Below are 18,043 nucleotides of genomic sequence, written 5' to 3'. Positions count from 1 at the left end.
ATTGCTTCGATAAAAGCTATTTTAGATTTAATATTTTGGATTTTGGACGGTTAAAATGAAACTCAGAATCCTCGCTGCTGCAACGCTGCTGAGCGCGATCGCCCCGATCGCTCCTGCACCCGCCGAGAACATCCAACACACGCAACAATTACTAGCCACCAGAGAGTGCCCCAACTGCGACCTCAGCAGTGCGGGCTTGGTCTTAGCGAATTTAACAGGAGCCAATCTCAAAGGTGCTGACTTGAGGTTGGCTAACCTCAGCCGAGCCAACCTCACCGGGGCTGACCTCAGCGGTGCCAACCTCAGCGGCACCAGCCTGTTTGGCGTCAATCTGACGGGGGCCAACCTCAGCGGTGCCAACCTCAGCGGTGCTGACTTGAGAAGTGCCTATCTCAGCGACGCCAATTTGCTCAACGCCAATTTAACTAACGCGCAACTGCTCGGAGTTAGAGGAATGCCAACCAATATCGGCACCGCTGAAGACTTCTATCGGTTGGGAGTGCTGGAAGCTCAAGCAGGAAACTACAGAAACGCCATTGATTATTACAATCAAGCCCTGAATCTGAAATCGGATTTAGCAGCCGTTTATTTTGCGCGGAGTATGTCTCGCGCTGACTTGGGAGACTTCGCCGGCGCGACTCTAGACGCCGATCGAGCTAAGGAACTCTTTGCAGCTCAAGGAAATCCCCAAGGTCAGGAATTGTCAAAGCAGTTAGCCGAAGCCATTGTGGCGCGCCAAAAGCCTACGGAACCCCGCACGGGCGGCGGTGGCAACTTTATGAGTCTTCTAGGTTCGATCGGTTCTGTTCTGGTGAAGTTGATCTTGCCTTAACAGTTACCTAATTCTGTGGAATCTCGATCCTGAATTCTGTACCCTGACCAGGTATAGAAACACACTTGAGTACGCCTTGGTGTTTCTCAACTACTATTTGGTAACTGATAGACAGTCCTAAACCCGTGCCCCGACCGACGGGTTTAGTAGTAAAAAACGGATTAAAGATGTGAGAGATTAACTCTTTGGGGATGCCGTGACCGTTGTCGGCAATATAAATTCCTACCCTTTTTTCATCGATTAATTCGGTGCGAATCCGAATGCAAGGGGATGGGAAATCAGGAATCAAACATTGGGGGCTGGCATTTATATCTAGTGGCTCGACAGCCAGTTTTTGCGAGCTTAAATGTGTCGCCGCTCCACTTGCCACTGGAAAGGGAAGATTGATAACTCGCTCTCTTTGTCTCATTTCTAGGGCGTCAAGGGCATTGCCGATCAGATTCATAAATACCTGATTGAGCGAGCTGGCATAGCATTCTACTAAGGGCAAATTGCCGTATTCTTTAATAATTTCTACGGTGTTGCGATCGGAATTGGCTTTAATCCGGTGCTGCAAAATCAACAGGGTACTGTCGATGCCCTCGTGAATGTCAACGGCTTTTTTCTCGGCTTGATCGCTCCTAGAAAAATTGCGCAAAGATACAACTAACTGGCGGATGCGGTCAACTCCGACTGTCATGGAACCCAAAATTTTTGGCAAATCTTCGGCAAGAAATTCGATGTCGATTGCTTCGGAGCACTCGCTAATTTCTTGGTTGGGATTGGGGTAGTGCTGGCGGTAGAGTGCCACCAAGCAGAGCAAATCTTTGGTGTATTCGCTGGCGTGGGACAGATTGCCGTAGATAAAGTTAACGGGGTTATTGATTTCGTGGGCGACTCCCGCCAGCAGTTGTCCGAGACTGGACATTTTTTCGGTTTGAATCAGTTGGGCTTGGGTATTGTGCAATTCTGTGAGGGTTTTAGCTAGCTGTTCGGCTTTTAATCGATCGGCAGTTGCTGCATTGAGACTTTCTTGATAAAGTTCTGCTTGGTGAATGGCGATCGCAGCTTGAGCCGCTAAATGTTGCACCAATTCCTGTTCTGCTGTTTGCCAAACTCTGGGCCCCGAACACTCATGGGCAATCAGCAACCCCCACAATTGGGAATCTTTGCCCCTCATGGGCACAATTAAACTTCCTCTCACCTGCAAATCTTCCAAAAATTCGCGGTGACAGGCTGTTAAATCCTCAGTATAAATATCATTAATTGCTCGCACCCGCCCGGTTTGAGAAAAGCAGTCTGAGGCTTCGGTAAAGCATTCTTGTGGAGATGTGATACCTAAAATTGACCGCCACTGGCCGCAAACAGCTTCGACAACTACCTCGCCCTGTTTGTCTTCTGCAAACTGGTAGATTACCGTGCGATCGGTATCCAACAAAAGTCTGACTTCTCGCACAATAGTTTGCAGTATGGTTTTTAAATCTAAGGTGCTGCGAATCTGGTCTCTAACTCGCGTCAATACTTGGGCAAAGTCCAAGGATTTTTGCAATTGGGCGGTGCGTTCTTGAACTTGACGCTCCAAGTTGGCATTTAGGGCTTGCACTTCTTTATAAAGAACGTACTGCCCAATTGCCGCACAAAATTGGCTGCCTATAGCTAAAGCTTGCTCTATATCCTCCAACTTCCACTCTGGTGACTGACCTTTTTTAATTTCTCGCCAGAGTTCAAAGGATTGTCTGGGAAGCCTTTGTGCAGCGCTGCTATCAAAGCGCCCCGCCCACATTTTTTCGGTATCAATTTCATTGCGAAAAATGGTCAAACAGCCGACTATTTTTTGTTGGTAGTGGAGCGGAATTACCAGCAAACCCCGAATTTTAGTAGTTTGGAAAGCGGGAACTAAAACTCTAAATAAAGGTTCTTTGTATAAGTCTGTAATTATCCAAACTGGAAATTGAGCATTAGTAATAATTGGGAATTTGGGAAGTTCTTCGGTATTTTTGAATCCTTTGGTTAGCCATTGCTGCCAGAGAGGATGAGCTTCGATCGCCTTGACTATTTCCCAGTCGGGAAGTGTGGGTTGTTCTCCTGTGGCGAACAGTTCAAAGGTAGCATCACTTTGCACAGGGGTAATGGGAAATGCTCGATCGATCTTGGGAACCGATAACTTTTCACCCTTGATGTTGGGGGGGTTGAGATAGAGTCTGCCGCCACTGCCGCCCAAAGCGGTGACGGTGGCTTCTAAACCTTGTTGCAGTTGAATGTTAGCGTGACCGTACAACAGGGCTGCTATGCGGCTCACCGTAGCTTCCCGGGTGGCTTGAGAGCGGGTTTGCTGGAGGAGGAGCGCGTGGGCGATAGCGCTAGACAATTGATCTGATACGAGCTGAACTACTTCTAAATCTGCTGGTGAAATATTGAGGGGGGCACACTGGTGAGACACTAAAAGTCCCCACAGTTCGATGTGAATTTTTTGATTGTTTCCTGGCTCGTATCGAGTCAACCAGGTCCGGGCATCGCTGATATGTGTGTTGCTGTTTTCCGACGCGATCGTGCGGTGCAAAATCGGGACGACTAAGGAAGATTGCACTCCCATTGCCATCAGGTAAGCTGTGTGGCAAGGATCGAGCGCTCGGTAGTGCATCTCTTCATTTACTAAAGGTTGACCGGTGTCTGCAGCATCAAGGGGACTCAGGACGATCGTCCCGGAGTTAACATCTATGATTGTCCGCAGGCGCATACTCACATACATCTCCCGGGCGTGTGGGGGAATGTCGTCTGCTGGAAAGTGCAGTCCTTTCAAGGAAGGGAGACGGTTGTTATTAATTGACTCAGCAACAACTTCTCCACTCCCGTCAACACTAAATCTGTAAATCATAATGCGATCTGTTTTCAAAAAAGACCGCACTTCTACTACCGTACTGGTTAAAATATCTTCTAATTCTAAAGATTGGCGGATGCGTTCAGTTATCCGGCGTACCAAAACTTCTCTGTCTAGTTTATGATGTAATTCTTGCGTATTTTCTGTGAATTGCATAATAAATCTCCTTTTGTAATTATACAATGATAATAAAAAGTTTTGATGTGCTGTTGGAGCGCTCAAACTCAAATGCACCACCTTGAGTTTTTGATTCAACCGATCTGTACACTTAATCGGTGGCGCACTGGTGAGAGGCGACGGTCTATCGCCTTTGGCGCCTTGGGATCATAAAAATCTGCGATCGCGCCGGTTGAGTCCCTGCCTTCAACCTGCTGAGCGACTTAAGCAAATAATAATTATTATTATTTTAATCCTCTTATAAATTTCTCGCAATATTAAACTCTTACTATCAAAACTATTGATTGTTAGGATAGTTTGACATTTGTTGTAAAACTTTATACAATGATAACGAACGAAAGAATTTGAATTTTTATCAGCCCGCAAGGCGCTGACTAATTTCCTTGCGCACGCTCATCAGAATTTTACCCAAATGATTTTGACCGGTTCGGTCGCAGCCACACCCCCAGTAGTAATCCGTTGGCGAATCCTCGACAATCATTCGATCCCCTGTGGCGAGGAGAATAGCTTGAATGTCTGTATGAACGAGAAACTTAGTTAAAACTGCTTCGCGCATAATAGGAATTTTCACCGCTTCCCAATCAGCGCGAATTCGGTGGTTTGGATCGCGACCTAATTTGGCGGCTTCCTGGGGAGTTGCTACGGCTTGAATCGTCGCCACTAATCTTTCATCTGTGCTGACAAATTTTTGCGCTTGATAGTAATGTTCCACAGTCAACCAATGTTGACCGTGCAGACTAATGTCGTGTAGTGAAAAATTAGAAAAGCAGCCGTAAGGCTCCTCTACTTTATAAAAATAAATTATCATTAGATTTGAGATTTTATATTTTACAGGATTTAGGTAGAATGTAATTATTCATGGTGCGCCTAAAGCACCTCACCGCACTCTTATTAACGTATCAAACCACTTTTTGTCAAGAGTATTTGAGATTAGATTCTACAAGCAGCGCGGGGCTTGTATTAAAAAATCCTCGCATCGACTTTATTTAAAATAGAAGTTACGCTTTTGAACCCCGTTTATTGGAAAAAATTGGGCTTGGCCACAAAAAATCTAGGAATCAACTGGCTTTCTGAGGAATAGTGCGTAATTCCTATTTTTAAATTAACGATTAAGAATTGGGAATGAAGAATAAGGAATTGGGATTTAAGAATCTTCCTTTTTCCTTCTTTCTTCGTCCTAAAACGGCATCAGCTTTTTAAGAGCGCGGTTAGCGATATCAGCATAACCCAGTTCACCGCACAAAATTTAGCTCGTCAACTGAGTAGCGATCGGCAATTTGACGCCCGCTCTGCAAGCAGCTCCTGTAAACTGATAGAATGCTCTAGCCAAGCGACCGGCCCAAACCATATCAGTTCCCCTTTTTTGGGCGATCGTTTGAGTATACTGCTCCTTAGCGTCGCAGGCACCTCCAAGAGTTCGATATATCGCCTGAGCAGCCTTAAATCGGCTAAATAGGGCAGGTCGAATCCCCTCGCCGGAGAGGGAGTAGGCAAGACGGGTGGCGTCTCCTACAAGCAGAGTATTTTGCGAGTGCAATTTACGATCGGCATCCCGCAGACTCATGGGGTGTTCCCGCACGTTGCTGACACTAACATCCGCACCGCACTTAGTGGCGCAGTCGGCCAAAATTTTCTTGATATCTTTTGGCTTGTCGCCGCGCATCGCAGCAATACTCAAACAGTAGCCGTCAGCTTTGAGAAAGCTCCAGATAAAACCTTTTTTAATAGTACCAAAATCGAAATTGAGCGAATCGCCTTTGATTGAGCGAGTTTCTAAACTTGCGATCGAACAGAGTTTTGGTTCTTTCCAAAACAGAAGGTTCCTGCTTTGCGTGGTGATAACCTGCTGTGCTACCTGCCGGGCTTGCACCGACAATAATGCCATCAAACATTTTTGGTTATGGGTAATTGGTTATTGGTAATTGGTTGTGGGGAACAGGGAATTAGTAACTGGTAATTGCTAACTTATGAGTGTTAAATCTTGAGTTTTTAACTCACAAATCACAACTCATCGAGAGTCTGGGCGTTGTTCGCGACCGGCTCTCGGCAATCTCAAAACTATTCCTATTCCCCAGGCCCAATTTCCCATTCCCTAAACTGTCGTGATATCTTTCTCTTTCGCTGCTAGAACTTCTTCTATTTTGGCAATGTACTTGTCCGTCAGCTTTTGAATTTTATCTTGCAAGTCCCGCGATTCATCTTTAGAGATATCGCTGCTTTTTTCCTGCTTGCGAATCGAGTCAACGGCATCGCGGCGGATATTGCGAATTGCAACTTTACCTTCTTCAGCAAACTTACTGGCCATTTTGACAAATTCTTGGCGTCTGTCGCTCGTCAGCGGCGGAATGTTCAAGCGAATAACTGAACCGTCGTTGTTGGGAACGAGTCCTACATCTGACAGGGAAATCGCTTTTTCGATCGAGTTGAGCGCTGTGCGATCGAACGGTTGAATGTTGATCGTAGTCGCATCCGGCGTGCCAATATTGGCAAGGGATTTGATCGGAGTTGGAGAGCCGTAATAGTCTACCATGACTCGATCGAGGAGGGAGGCGTTGGCCCGTCCCGTCCGAATAGTATTAAAAGACCGTTGAGTAGCCTCAACTGCCTTTTGCATATGATCTTCTGCTTCAGCTAACTTCACAAAAACCTCCGACAAGAGTTCCAATAGATTCTCCCATTACAGCTCGGTAGATGTTGCCCGACACCGAGAGGTCAAATACCATAATAGGAATATTATTTTCTTTGCAAAGGGCGATCGCCGTACTGTCCATCACCCGCAAATCTTGATTCAAGACGTGGGCATAGGTGAGGGTTTGATACCTGCGCGCGTTGGGGTTGAGGTGGGGGTCGGAATCGTACACCCCATCTACCTTAGTAGCTTTAAAAATCACCTCTGCATCAATTTCAGCCGCCCGCAAAGCTGCTGTAGTATCAGTAGTAAAAAAAGGGTTGCCAGAACCGGCACCAAAAATAACTACTCGTTTTTTTTCGAGGTGGCGAATCGCCCGCCGCCGGATGTAGGGTTCAGCTACTTCTTGCATGGCGATCGCCGATTGCACCCTCGTTGGCACTCCTACTTGTTCTAGGGCATCCTGCAAAGTGATAGCATTCATCACCGTAGCAATCATGCCCACATAATCAGCCGTTGCCCGATCCATCCCTGCCGAAGCAGCTTTCACCCCGCGAAAAATGTTGCCGCCACCGACAACAATCGCGATTTGAATCCCTTCGGACACGACTTTGGCCACTTCCTGGGCGATCGACTGAACGACTATCGGATCGATGCCGTAGCCCAAGCTGCCCATCAGCGCTTCACCGCTGAGCTTCAGCAAAACCCGCTGATAAACCATCCCCATGCCGCCACTATTTTTTTACTCTGTTTGCCTCCACCATAAGATAGCAGCATGGGTGCATTTTGAACATCAATTACCCAGAACAGACCCAAAAGCCTGTTCCAGAACTGTTGACTGAGAACGGTTGACTAAATTTAATCCTTGGGGACAAAATTAAGAGCAGCAGAATTCATGCAGTAACGCTGACCGGTAGGTTTCGGCCCGTCGTTAAATACGTGACCGAGATGAGCGTCGCAAACAGCGCACAGTACCTCTGTTCGGCGCATGAACAAGCTGTTATCCGACTCGCACTTGACATTTTCTTCGCTAACGGGAGCGTAGAAACTCGGCCAACCGGTACCGGAATCGAACTTTGTTTCTGATTTAAATAGCTCAGTGCCGCAGCAAATACACTTATAAGTTCCGGTTTTTTTGTTGTCGTGATATTCGCCGCTAAAAGCTCTTTCCGTTCCCTTCTTTCGGGCGACTTTAAACTGTTCTGGCGTGAGTTGTTGTTGCCATTCTGCGTCGGTTTTTTGAACTTTTTCAGTCATGATTTGATGTTGGGTTAAGATGTATTTAGCTGTTGAGTGTTGACGGTTAGCTGTTAACTGTTGAGTGTTGACGGTTAACGGTATATTGCTAGTTAACTCATGCCTCCATTAATATTAACCTAATTGGCTCGAAATGAACATACCAGGGAAAAGGATTGTCCTTAATAGCCCTCCACTTTTCTTTGAAAACTTCGGCTTGCAAGTGATAATCTTGGGAATCATTGGGAGGCGAGTGCAATTTGAGATATAATGTCACCCGGTGCGGAGTTTCCACAGTCGAGGCGATCCAACAAGCAAAAGTATTTTCACGATCGCACCCGCTAACAAAACTCAGTTGATGAGCCCGAATTCCCACAGAAACTAGAGATTTGGGAATTGGTTCGACTACAGTCAGAGTACAGCCCCAGTCGATCGCCTCCACGACAGTTTCTGCGATCGGTTTAGCTGCTGAGAAATTCTTGCAGCCAGTCAACTGGGCGACAGTGAAATTGCCAGGGCGATCGAAAATGTTCTCTTTGGTATCAAAGGCGATCGGTCTTCCCTCGGCCAATACCAACAGATTTTTGCACACCCGGTAAACTTCCTCTAAATTGTGGCTGACAAACAAAGTAATGCCCCGATAATTAGCCAGAGTCTGCATTAACTCGCGTTCCAGTTGACTCCGCAAGTGAGTATCCAAAGCAGAAAACGGTTCATCTAACAGCAGCAATTCTGGAGAAGGGGCGATCGCCCTTGCCAAAGCCACCCGCTGCTGCTGACCCCCCGAAAGTTCCTGCGGGTAGCGGTTTTCCATTCCCGACATTTGCACCGAAATTAGTTGTTCTTTTACCCGAAGTTTTTGCTCGCTTTCCGATAAATCCTGCAAGCCAAAGGCAATATTTTCAGCAACAGTCAGGTGAGGAAATAAAGCATAATTTTGAAACAAAAAACCGATGCGGCGGTCTTTAGAAGGTACATTAATGCCCTGTGCGGAGTCAAATAAAACCCTGCCGTTGACGGCTATTTTACCGCTGCTGGGAGTTTCCAAACCAGCGATGCAGCGGAGAGTCATGCTCTTACCAGAACCCGACGCGCCCAAAATTCCCAGCACTTCCGAGCCGATATCAAAACCGACATCTAAGGCAAAGCCAGAGAGAGGTTTAAAAATGTTTAAACAAAGTCCGCTTTCCGGTTGTTGTTTTTGGGGTTTTGTGTTACAAGTAGACGCGACTTTGGGAAGATTTGAGTGCAGTCTTTGGCTCGAATTCGGTTTGGGCGATCTCCTTTGTAAATCAGTCCAAAAATTAACAGCAGTTAGCACGCTCAAAGAAAGACTAAGAATAATCAAAACCCAAATAGCAGCTTGCCTCATATCCCCTGCTTCCACAGCAAAATAAATTGCCATCGGCATAGTTTGAGTTTGTCCGGGAATATTTCCCGCTAACATCAGCGTCGCGCCGAATTCACCCAAAGCGCGGGCAAATGCGAGAATAGTTCCTGCTAAAATTCCCGGCCATGCTAGCGGCAACATAATCCGGCAAAAGACTTGCCACTCGGAGGCTCCCAAAGTGCGAGCAGCGTTGAGAAGATTGGCATCAATTTGCTCAAAAGCTCCCAAAGCAGTTTTGTACATGAGGGGAAATGATACAACTGTGGCAGTAATGGCGGCGGCTTGCCAAGTGAAAATTATAGTAAAGTCGAATTGTAGCAATAATTGACCGATCGCCCCATTTCTCCCAAACAGAATCAGCAGCAAAAATCCGACTACTGTCGGCGGCAAAACTAAGGGAGAAATGAAAATGCCTTCAATCAAAGCTTTACCTCTGATGCGAGTTGAAAGCATCCACCGGGCGGCGGCTATTCCCAGGAAAAAGGTGAGAAATGTCGCAATAGCGGAGGATTTTAGAGATATCCAGAGCGGAGAAATATCAAATTCCATCTATAAATAAATCCGCGTTAATCAGCGCTTATCTGCTTTCATCAGCGGTAAAAAATCCCTAATTAGTTAGTTATCGAACTATGCCAAATCCATATTTCTGAAATACTATTTTAGCTCGTTCGCCCGCTAAAAAGTCAACAAACGCTTTTGCAGCAGCGGGATTGCGCCTGTTTCTGATAACTGCCAGCGGATAAACAATGGGCGAGTGCAAATTTTCCGCAGCCGTTAGCCGCACAGTTACTTTGTCCGATGCTTTGGCATCAGTCGTGTAAACTATGCCAGCGTCAACGTTACCGCTTTCGACAAATGTCAGCACTTGGCGGACGTTATTTCCTAGCACTAATTTTTGCTGGAGTTGCTGCCACAATCCAAGCTTAGTTAGCATTTCCTGAGCGTACTGGCCCACAGGTACGCTTTTCGGTTCGCCGATCGCAATTTTCTTGATTCTAGCATCTGTTAACTGTTTGAAATCGCTCAAAACTATGCCATTTTTAGGAGTAATCAAAACCAGGCGATTTGTCAGCAAATTGCGCCGCGTGTCGTTAATCAGCAAATTAGCTTGCTGCAAAGCATCCATTTGTTTGGTAGCAGCGCTCAAGAATACATCTACCGGGGCTCCCTGCTGGATCTGCTGTGCGAGGGCGCCGGAAGCACCGAAATTATAAGTGATAGTAACATTGGGATTGCTGCCTTGATAAACAGTCTTGATTTCTGCGAAGGCTTGCGACAGACTGATAGCCGCAGATACGGTTAAAGACGTGCGCTGTTGCGCTGTTGCGACTGGAGAAACACTCTGAAATAAGTTCCAACTAATCAGCAGTGCTACCGCCGCGAGGGCTGCGACAATCAAACTGAGAATGCGTGTATTTTTTAAGTTCACCGAAAATAGTTTTGAATTTTAATTTTAAGTTACTCGGAAACCACTATAAAAGTATCTTCTTCTCTTTCTTGCTTCGCGTTCTTCGGGGTTCGTTAACAGAAGTTAGACGCTACTTAAAGCGATAAGGTGCGCAGTGCGCACCCCTACATTATTAGGTTCTGCATCCAGGATTTTTAATTTAAAACCTCCCTATTCTCGCCATTTGACAGAACAGCCTATCGCCTCTGTAGTTGAAGGCTCCACGGGTTGGCTGTTGAGCAATTGGTCGATCGCACTCCGCAAATAAGAAACTTGCACCGCCGCCGAATCGTCGGCGCTGTCGTCAATTAAACCTTTATAGCGCAGTTTGCCGTCTTGGTCTAACAAAAAAACCTCCGGCGTTTTAGAAGCCCCAAAACTTTCAGCCACATCTTGAGCAACATCTCGGATGTACGGGAAGTTGAGTTGATTGTCGGCTGCAAAAATTTTCATGTTCTCAAAACTGTCGTCGGGATGCTGGTTTGCATCATTAGCATTAATCCCGATTAAAGTAACATCTCGATCTTGAAACTCTGCTTGAATTTCTTTCAGGCGATCTAGATACAACTTCACGTAAGGACAGTGATTGCACATAAATATCACCCCAATAGCTCGATATTTTTCTAAATAGCGAGCTAAATGGTGAACATCTTCGTCTACTCCCGGCAGTTCAAAATCGGGAGCGTAGCCGTTAATCGGAGTGCCGGTTGTTTCCATTAGTAAACTCATTTTTTGAGGGTATGAAGATCGGTATTTGCAACGAAAGAAAGATGAAACTCCTGGTATCTATAAAATTGGCTGTTTTTGGGCTTTGTCTTAATTCTAGCCTTGCCCGCAGCCAATTTTAACTCATACTTACCCGTTTATTCCTCGCCCTGTTTTAGCCAACCTTGAGCCAGAGCTTGATATCCAATAAGTTTGTATGCTAATTTGGCTGCGGTAAATTCTGAGACTACAGAATCTACAACAGGTGCTAATTCCATAATGTCACACCCGATTACTTCATATGACTCGAAGACGCGACGCAAAAATCCGGTGAGGGAATACCAATTTAACCCGCCCGGTTCCGGTGTGCCCACCCCTGGAATTAAAGTCGGATCGATGCCGTCTAAGTCGATCGTCAAAAATACTCGCTTAGTTGTGATGCTGGCAATTGCCCGATCTGCCCAATCCGGTTGAGTAGCAATTTCTCTGGCTCGAATCACGTTTAGGTGTTTTGCTTTAATCAAGTCGGCTTCTTCCTTGCAGATAGCGCGAATCCCGATTTGCAGTGTCGGTAAGCCCATATCGACAACGCGCCGCATCACGCAGGCGTGGTTGTGAATCGAGCCTTCGTACTCGTGCCGCAAGTCGCCGTGGGCGTCGATTTGCACGACTGTGAAAGGTTCATCCGGGTATGCTTGGCGATAACCTTCGACTACACCGGCGGTGATGCTGTGTTCGCCTCCGAGGGAGATGACAAATTTATTTTCGGTAACTAGCTGGTGGACTGCGGCTTGGGTGACTTGCAGCATTTCTGAGGATGAAACCAGTTGTCTGTTGCGAGTGTCGGCGATCGGCTCTTTTGTATAAATTCCGACATCGTAGCAAACTTCGGAATCCAATTCTTCGTCGTAGCACTCGAGTTGATGAGAAGCTTCTAGAAGTTTCGCCGGCCCGTTTTCGCACCCCCGGCGGTAAGTGGTGGTAGCTTCGTAGGGAATTGGTAAAATTACTACTTTGGCGGTGTCGTAGTCTGGTACAATTTCTGACCCCAAAAACGGTACGACAGCAGTGGAAATGATCGTTGGCATAAGGGAAATTTCAATAAGGCAAACAAGTCAGCATCTTTAATCCTGACATAATATCGGCTCTAACTGCAAAGGAAGAAGGAAGAAGGAAGAAGGAAGAAGGAAGAAGGAAGAAGGAAGAAGGAAGAAGGAAGAAGGAAGAGGGAAGAAGGAAGAGGGAAGAAGGAAGAGGGAAGAAGGAAGAGGGAAGAAGGAAGAGGGAAGAAGGAAGAAGGAAGAGGAAAGAGGGAAGAGGGTAGAGGGAAGAGGTATTAACCGCAGAGAGCGCTGAGGACGCTGAAGGAAGAGGGATGAGGGTTTGGGATTTATGTCCTAGCGGTTGCCTCGAATTGCGATAGGGTTTGTAGTAATGACTTGAGTCCTTTGCAGCCTTGCATTCATCTAAAATCTAAAATCTAAAATCTAAAATCTAAAATCTAAAATCGCATGACATCTTCTACTCCCACTTCGTCAACTGCTGTTGCACCTCAAACTTGGCTGTGGAAAGGCTTTCCGATTTGCTACCAGGCTGCGGGTTCGCAGGGACCTGCGGTGGTGTTTGTCCACGGTTTCGGCGCGTCTTGGGGCCACTGGCGCAAGAATTTGCCGGCGCTGGCTGCTGATTGCCGCTGTTATGCGATCGACCTCATCGGTTTTGGCGGTTCTGCTAAACCTGCGCCCAAACTTGAGATTGACTATACTTTTGAAACTTGGGGACAGCTAATTGCTGATTTTTGTCGGGAAGTTGCGGGCGGGCCGGCTTTCTTGGTGGGAAATTCGATCGGCTGTGTGGCAATAATGCAAGCCGCAGTGGATTTTCCCGATATTGCTTCTGGCGTAATTTTAATCAATTGTTCCCTGCGGTTGCTGCACGATCGCAAACGCGCCGAATTGCCTTGGTATCGCAGTTTTGGAGCGCCAATTGCACAAAAAGTTTTAAATGTCAAGTGGATAAGTCAATTATTTTTTAAACAATTAGCTACGCCAAAAACAGTAAAAAAAGTGCTTTTACAAGCATATCGCCGTCCTGAAGCTGTCAGCGACGAACTGGTAAATATGCTGCTGAAACCTGCCCGAGATAGCGGTGCAGTCGAAGTATTTGTAGCATTTATCAGTTATTCTCAAGGGCCGCTACCGGAGGATTTGTTGCCGCGTTTGAGCTGTCCGGCTTTGATTTTGTGGGGTACGGACGACCCTTGGGAGCCGATCGCATTGGGGCAAGAATTGGCAAAGTTTCCGGCTGTTGAAAAGTTTATTCCTTTGGAAGGCGTAGGTCATTGTCCCCAGGATGAAGCGCCGGAATTGGTCAATCCTATTTTACTCGATTGGATTAAAGAGCGATCGGCGTTTGCAGAAAATTAGTGCTTTTGCTCTTTTGATGCTGGAAGAATTAGATTATTGAACCGCGAAGAGGCAAAGGACACGAAGGAAGAAGTAGGAAGAAGAAATTAGGAAACGGCAGTGCCGTTTCCCTACAATGTTATTTTGGGTAGGGAAACGGCACTGCCGTTTCCTAGGTATTATGAGGAGTGCAGCCGGAATTGATATTATACGAATATGAAACTATCAAGAGTAAAGCCGCCTTGAATGACAGCAATTTGGTCAGATGTACCAGCCAAATTGATGGAGTTACCAACTATATTGTAGTTGGAAAGATTCCCACTTAACTGAATGCGATCGATTCCCTGTTGGAAATCCTGAATCAGCGCAACTCCTGTTCCCTGATAGTAGCTAATCGCCGCATCACCGAGAACAAAAACATCTCTACCCCGACCACCAATCAGCACATCCGTTTCATTGCTTCCCGGTGCAGCACTTGATGGGTTGACTCCAATCAGGGTATCATTGCCGCGCAAACCTGAGAGTGTATCGTTACCATCTCCTCCTACTAAAGAATTGTTTTGGATGTTTCCGGTAAGGACATCTACATTCGGAGTACCTGTGACATTAACGAAATTCTCTACCGTAAAATTCAGAGTGCCGATACCGGGTAGATTGTTAACCGCCAAGCGATTTTGCGACAAATCCACATTAATAGAAGCTGTGCCGCTACCTGTAGAAGCATCGATGGTATTACTCTGTCCTAAAGGAGCAATTATTTGTTCTATATTTTGCAGGGTATCTGTACCTGCTGCGCCTTTATCTACTATGCCTTTCGCCTCAAGGCTAATGCTGCTGGTAAGGGAAAGATAGCTCATTGTATCCGTGCCTAATCCTCCAATTATGCTATCAGTGCCGCTATTACCTAGGATGAAGTTATCTAAACTATCTCCGGTAATATTGTCGTTTCCTGCTGTGGTGGTAATACTGTTAGCTGGCGGAGGGGGTGGAGTTAGATTTTGGGGAGGTAGAGCAGAATTGATAATTTGTGCGCCTTGATTTTGAGGTGGTTGGTTGCCCGGTGCGCCTTGATTTTGGGGAGGTTGGTTGCCCGGTGCGCCTTGATTTTGGGGAGGTTGGTTGCCCGGTGCATTGATTGAATTAGGAAATAGTTGTGGCATGATGTAATTACCCGGATTAGTTTTCTAAGTTTGAAGAAGCTTTCAGGCTAAAAAAGAGAATTCTCGATCGGCCTTTGAGTTAGTCTCTACAATCATTAAGTTGGTTGAATATGACATTTATCCCTGTCCTAGGATTACAGTTTTGTAATCTGGAGAAATTAGGGTTTTTCCGAATTTTGAGGTAAGTTACGATCGCCCGGTGGACGCGGTGGAATGCCCAGAATTTTAATCAACTCTGCTTCGGTGACTCTCAACTTTTTCGCTGCACCGGGAATATCTAAACGAGGACGGGGCGGTGGGCTGGGCGGGCGATTATTTTCGCTTGGCGGTTCCGGCGGTTTGGCGGGTAGGCCCAAAGCTTCGATTAACTCGGCTTCGGTGACTCCTAATTGTTTGGCAGCAGCAGGAAAATCTATACGGGGCGGATGTCTGCGCTCTTGACTGGGTTCGGGCTGGCTCTGGGCTAGTACAGTATTAGAATTAGCTGTAGTCCGATCGGGGAAACTCAAGCTGCTAAATCCCAGCAGCAAGGCTGTAGCAGGTAACGCGAGCAGTGAAGCAATTTTCATGAGAGTTACGATCGCCGATCCAGAAATGTTTATAGCTACATCAAAATCCCCAAACATTACCTGCAACACTGCGGATGGATTACAGTTTTGTAATTTAAGTAAATCCCTGATGGCGGTATAATCGCAACCGAATAGGTAAATCTATGAATGTTCTATACGTTGAAGATGAAGAAAAAATTGCCAATTTTGTTTGTATCGGCTTGAAAGAACAAGGTTTTGTTGTGGATTATTGCGATAATGGCAATGATGGCTACGATCGGGCGATGGATAATGAGTACGATGCGATCGTCCTGGATATTGTATTGCCGGGAAAAGACGGATTATCTATTCTCAAACATCTGCGAAAGGCTGGACGCAACGTACCCGTGATTTTATTAACTGCTCGCAATGAACTAGACGATCGCATTGAAGGGTTACATCTCGGTGCTGATGACTATTTAGCTAAACCGTTTTTTGTTGAGGAGTTAGTTGCTCGGATTTATGCTGTGGTGCGGCGTGCTTCTGGCGATCGCCAAAATATTCTGAGTGTTGGCCCAGTTAAGCTCGATCGCATTCTGCGAGAAGTTACCTGCGATCGCCATGCGGTAGAACTTACAACCCGCGAGTTTAATCTGTTGGAATATCTGATGCGATCGCCTGGCCGGGTACTCACTCGCACGCAAATCCTCGAACATATCTGGGGTTATGATTTTAATCCGAATACGAATGTGGTAGATGTATGTATTCAACGCATTCGCAAGAAAATTGAACCGATCGGCGGTACAGGATGGGTTGAGAGCGTGCGGGGCGTTGGCTATCGGTTTCGCAAACCAGATTCCCCATCGTGAAACTGCAATCTTTTCGCTTTCGGATTACTCTATTATCTGCTGTTCTGGCAAGTGTTGCTCTGATTGGCTTTAGTATTGTTTCGTGGTGGTTGATTTACGATGCTAAGGTCAAGCGTCTTGATGCTGAAATCAAGAATCAGTTAATCCAATCTACCCGCCCGCAATCGGCGCAATGGGATGTTTATAGTGATTCTTTGCCCTCAGTTTTGGGCATGAATGATGGGGAAACAACCGCGGCTTTGCTGGTGACTGATAGAGATGGTAATTTGCTCTACCGATCGAGCCAGTGGCAAGATGAACTTGATGCTAATTCATTATGGCGATCGCTGCCCCAACCCCCTCCCGATCCTGCTAGAATACCTTTTCAATTAGAACCTCCCCCTCCACCCTATCCACCACCTCCACCCTATCCGCCACCTCCCGATCGACCGGATTCATTTTCACCGAGAGAAAGAAGACCCGCGCGCGATCGGCCTCCTCAATTCGATCGACCGAATTTTCCTCGAGTTTTCAAAGCTAAACTAGCAACCCAGCGTACTAGCAGGGCAGTTTGGCGTGTGGGCGCGATTCATTCTCCTCAGACTCAAATAGCGATCGCTGTTAACTTACAAGCGATCGATCGGGAAATGGCATCGATTCGCAATATCTTTCTAATTTCTATTCCCGTAGTGCTGTTATTCGTAGCGGGTGGAGCGTGGTTGATATCGCGGAGTATTCTATATCCCATTGGGCGACTCACGATGGCTATTCGCAATGTTACCGTACAAGGGCTCGATCGGCGCGTCCCTGTCGGTTCAACGGATATAGAGTTTGTAGAATTAATTTTTGTGTTCAATCAGATGTTAGAACGTCTGGAGCGAAGTTTTAAACAAGCTTCTCGTTTTAGTGGAGATGCTGCCCATGAACTGAAGACTCCGCTGGCAATTTTGCAAGGCCAACTAGAACGGGCTTTGCATCAAGTTGAATCGGGTTCTGAGGTACAGCAAACCCTGAGTAATTTATTGGATGAAGTGCGCCGTTTGAGTGAAATTACCCGTAAACTTCTCTTACTTTCTCTAGCCGATGCCGGACGTATGGGTTTACATTTGGTTGAGGTGAATATGTCGGCTTTACTATCGGAAATTGCCGAAGATATGGAACTGCTAGCACCGCATTTAGATGTGCAAATGGCAATTGATCCTAATTTATATATCAAGGGCGATCGCGATTTGCTGGTGCAGGTTTTGCAAAATCTAGTTGGTAATGCGATTAAATATAATTTACCGAAGGGTTGGCTCAGGTTACAGGCTAACTGTCAGGGAAAGAGAGTAATTGTCAAAATTGTCAATAGCTCTCAAGATATTTCTTTGAGGGAGCGCGATCGCATTTTCGAGCGCTTCCATCGCGGCGACTCCACACAGATCCAAAAAATCGAAGGATCGGGATTGGGGCTAAGCTTAGCAAGGGAAATCGCACGGGCGCACGGCGGCGATATCCAACTAGATGCTGCCATACTTGGTCAAACAGGGTTTATACTGAGTTTACCTGTGGGCGATCGCGATTAACCTTATAGCAGTGAAGCAGGACGAGTTATCTTAGCTAAGACTTTGGCTAATTCTGATTTTAAAGTTAACGGTGCGACTGGGGAAGTTAAGTTTTTGCTCAGTCGCGATCGCCACAGCAATGTAATTCTTTTGCAAGTGGTACCAGACACTCAATCCGATACAGGTTAAGATTTTATGCCAGTCATATCAAGTCCGGTTAAATAGATATGGCTTACCCAAGCAATCTTTGATATTGAACCACAAATCATATATTAGAGTAGTAAAA

Annotated in this window: 17 protein-coding genes; 5 read left to right on the top strand and 12 right to left on the bottom strand. The window is 46.3% G+C overall.

The annotated features are described in order from the left end of the window. Positions 1–55 precede the first annotated feature (55 nt). Positions 56–832, top strand: coding sequence for a pentapeptide repeat-containing protein (locus QUA54_RS13425; RefSeq protein ID WP_333415022.1), 777 nt, complete (start codon positions 56–58; stop codon positions 830–832). A gap of 7 nt (positions 833–839) precedes the next feature. On the opposite strand, the gene QUA54_RS13420 is transcribed toward QUA54_RS13425, so the two are convergent. The 10 genes from QUA54_RS13420 to speB all read right to left on the bottom strand — a co-directional run bounded on the left by QUA54_RS13420 (position 840) and on the right by speB (position 12,361). Next, positions 840–3,845 (bottom strand): GAF domain-containing protein, encoded by a 3,006-nt coding sequence (locus QUA54_RS13420; RefSeq protein WP_333415021.1) that lies wholly within the window; start codon positions 3,843–3,845, stop codon positions 840–842. Between the two features lie 376 nt (positions 3,846–4,221). Further along, a complete protein-coding gene (locus QUA54_RS13415) occupies positions 4,222–4,674 on the bottom strand; it encodes an NADAR family protein (protein WP_333415020.1) in 453 nt (150 codons plus the stop codon). Positions 4,675–5,112: 438 nt separating this feature from the next. After that, a complete protein-coding gene (locus QUA54_RS13410) occupies positions 5,113–5,751 on the bottom strand; it encodes a hypothetical protein (RefSeq protein WP_333415019.1) in 639 nt (212 codons plus the stop codon). Positions 5,752–5,958: 207 nt separating this feature from the next. Next, the gene (frr, locus tag QUA54_RS13405; RefSeq protein ID WP_172190871.1) at positions 5,959–6,507 is read right to left on the bottom strand and encodes a ribosome recycling factor; all 549 of its coding nucleotides are present in this window, start codon (positions 6,505–6,507) and stop codon (positions 5,959–5,961) included. Next, entirely contained in the window at positions 6,494–7,222 is a 729-nt protein-coding gene (pyrH, locus tag QUA54_RS13400; RefSeq protein ID WP_333196335.1) for a UMP kinase, read from the bottom strand. Before pyrH ends, frr begins: the two co-directional genes overlap by 14 nt. Positions 7,223–7,353: 131 nt before the next feature. After that, entirely contained in the window at positions 7,354–7,752 is a 399-nt protein-coding gene (gene msrB / locus QUA54_RS13395; protein WP_172190869.1) for a peptide-methionine (R)-S-oxide reductase MsrB, read from the bottom strand. A 97-nt stretch (positions 7,753–7,849) separates the two neighbouring features. Then, the gene (gene modB, locus QUA54_RS13390; RefSeq protein WP_333415018.1) at positions 7,850–9,670 is read right to left on the bottom strand and encodes a molybdate ABC transporter permease subunit; all 1,821 of its coding nucleotides are present in this window, start codon (positions 9,668–9,670) and stop codon (positions 7,850–7,852) included. Between the two features lie 70 nt (positions 9,671–9,740). Further along, entirely contained in the window at positions 9,741–10,550 is an 810-nt protein-coding gene (modA, locus tag QUA54_RS13385) for a molybdate ABC transporter substrate-binding protein (RefSeq protein ID WP_333415017.1), read from the bottom strand. Positions 10,551–10,739: 189 nt separating this feature from the next. After that, positions 10,740–11,297 (bottom strand): thioredoxin family protein, encoded by a 558-nt coding sequence (locus QUA54_RS13380; RefSeq protein WP_333196341.1) that lies wholly within the window; start codon positions 11,295–11,297, stop codon positions 10,740–10,742. Between the two features lie 134 nt (positions 11,298–11,431). Continuing rightward, positions 11,432–12,361: an agmatinase gene (speB, locus tag QUA54_RS13375; protein ID WP_333415016.1), complete on the bottom strand. Its 930-nt coding sequence runs from the start codon at positions 12,359–12,361 to the stop codon at positions 11,432–11,434. Between the two features lie 423 nt (positions 12,362–12,784). Between speB and QUA54_RS13370 the strand changes: the two genes are divergently transcribed. Then, a complete protein-coding gene (locus tag QUA54_RS13370) occupies positions 12,785–13,699 on the top strand; it encodes an alpha/beta fold hydrolase (RefSeq protein ID WP_333415015.1) in 915 nt (304 codons plus the stop codon). 185 nt (positions 13,700–13,884) lie between these two features. Here the strand turns inward: QUA54_RS13370 and QUA54_RS13365 are convergent, their stop codons facing one another. After that, positions 13,885–14,838 carry a M10 family metallopeptidase C-terminal domain-containing protein gene (locus QUA54_RS13365; protein ID WP_333415014.1) on the bottom strand — a complete coding sequence of 318 codons (954 nt, stop codon included), beginning with the start codon at positions 14,836–14,838 and terminating at the stop codon, positions 13,885–13,887. Positions 14,839–14,996: 158 nt separating this feature from the next. Next, the gene (locus tag QUA54_RS13360; RefSeq protein WP_333415013.1) at positions 14,997–15,407 is read right to left on the bottom strand and encodes a hypothetical protein; all 411 of its coding nucleotides are present in this window, start codon (positions 15,405–15,407) and stop codon (positions 14,997–14,999) included. 143 nt (positions 15,408–15,550) lie between these two features. On the opposite strand from QUA54_RS13360, the gene QUA54_RS13355 reads away from it, so the two are divergent. The 3 genes from QUA54_RS13355 to QUA54_RS13345 are packed head-to-tail and all read left to right on the top strand — an operon-like array spanning position 15,551 to position 17,946. Continuing rightward, on the top strand, positions 15,551–16,234 hold the full coding sequence (locus QUA54_RS13355) for a response regulator transcription factor (RefSeq protein WP_333190924.1): 684 nt from the start codon (positions 15,551–15,553) through the stop codon (positions 16,232–16,234). Then, a complete protein-coding gene (locus QUA54_RS13350) occupies positions 16,231–17,778 on the top strand; it encodes an ATP-binding protein (protein ID WP_333415012.1) in 1,548 nt (515 codons plus the stop codon). The genes QUA54_RS13355 and QUA54_RS13350 overlap by 4 nt, the downstream gene beginning before the upstream one ends. Positions 17,779–17,820: 42 nt before the next feature. Next, positions 17,821–17,946, top strand: coding sequence for a hypothetical protein (locus QUA54_RS13345; RefSeq protein WP_333190926.1), 126 nt, complete (start codon positions 17,821–17,823; stop codon positions 17,944–17,946). Positions 17,947–18,043: the final 97 nt, after the last annotated feature.

This window comes from Microcoleus sp. MOSTC5 (assembly GCF_036701825.1).
GTDB classification, from domain to species: Bacteria; Cyanobacteriota; Cyanobacteriia; order Cyanobacteriales; family Microcoleaceae; genus Microcoleus; species Microcoleus asticus.
Note: the sequence above shows the minus strand (reverse complement) of the source record. Positions and strands in the feature narration are given on the sequence as shown.

Bases quoted from the DNA above. Each gene is read 5' to 3' on its own strand.
- QUA54_RS13425 (WP_333415022.1), top strand. From the start codon at position 56: ATGAAACTCAGAATCCTCGCTGCTGCAACGCTGCTGAGCGCGATCGCC.
- QUA54_RS13420 (WP_333415021.1), bottom strand. From the start codon at position 3,845: ATGCAATTCACAGAAAATACGCAAGAATTACATCATAAACTAGACAGA.
- QUA54_RS13415 (WP_333415020.1), bottom strand. From the start codon at position 4,674: ATGATAATTTATTTTTATAAAGTAGAGGAGCCTTACGGCTGCTTTTCT.
- QUA54_RS13410 (WP_333415019.1), bottom strand. From the start codon at position 5,751: ATGGCATTATTGTCGGTGCAAGCCCGGCAGGTAGCACAGCAGGTTATC.
- pyrH (WP_333196335.1), bottom strand. From the start codon at position 7,222: ATGGGGATGGTTTATCAGCGGGTTTTGCTGAAGCTCAGCGGTGAAGCG.
- msrB (WP_172190869.1), bottom strand. From the start codon at position 7,752: ATGACTGAAAAAGTTCAAAAAACCGACGCAGAATGGCAACAACAACTC.
- modB (WP_333415018.1), bottom strand. From the start codon at position 9,670: ATGGAATTTGATATTTCTCCGCTCTGGATATCTCTAAAATCCTCCGCT.
- QUA54_RS13380 (WP_333196341.1), bottom strand. From the start codon at position 11,297: ATGAGTTTACTAATGGAAACAACCGGCACTCCGATTAACGGCTACGCT.
- speB (WP_333415016.1), bottom strand. From the start codon at position 12,361: ATGCCAACGATCATTTCCACTGCTGTCGTACCGTTTTTGGGGTCAGAA.
- QUA54_RS13370 (WP_333415015.1), top strand. From the start codon at position 12,785: ATGACATCTTCTACTCCCACTTCGTCAACTGCTGTTGCACCTCAAACT.
- QUA54_RS13365 (WP_333415014.1), bottom strand. From the start codon at position 14,838: ATGCCACAACTATTTCCTAATTCAATCAATGCACCGGGCAACCAACCT.
- QUA54_RS13360 (WP_333415013.1), bottom strand. From the start codon at position 15,407: ATGAAAATTGCTTCACTGCTCGCGTTACCTGCTACAGCCTTGCTGCTG.
- QUA54_RS13355 (WP_333190924.1), top strand. From the start codon at position 15,551: ATGAATGTTCTATACGTTGAAGATGAAGAAAAAATTGCCAATTTTGTT.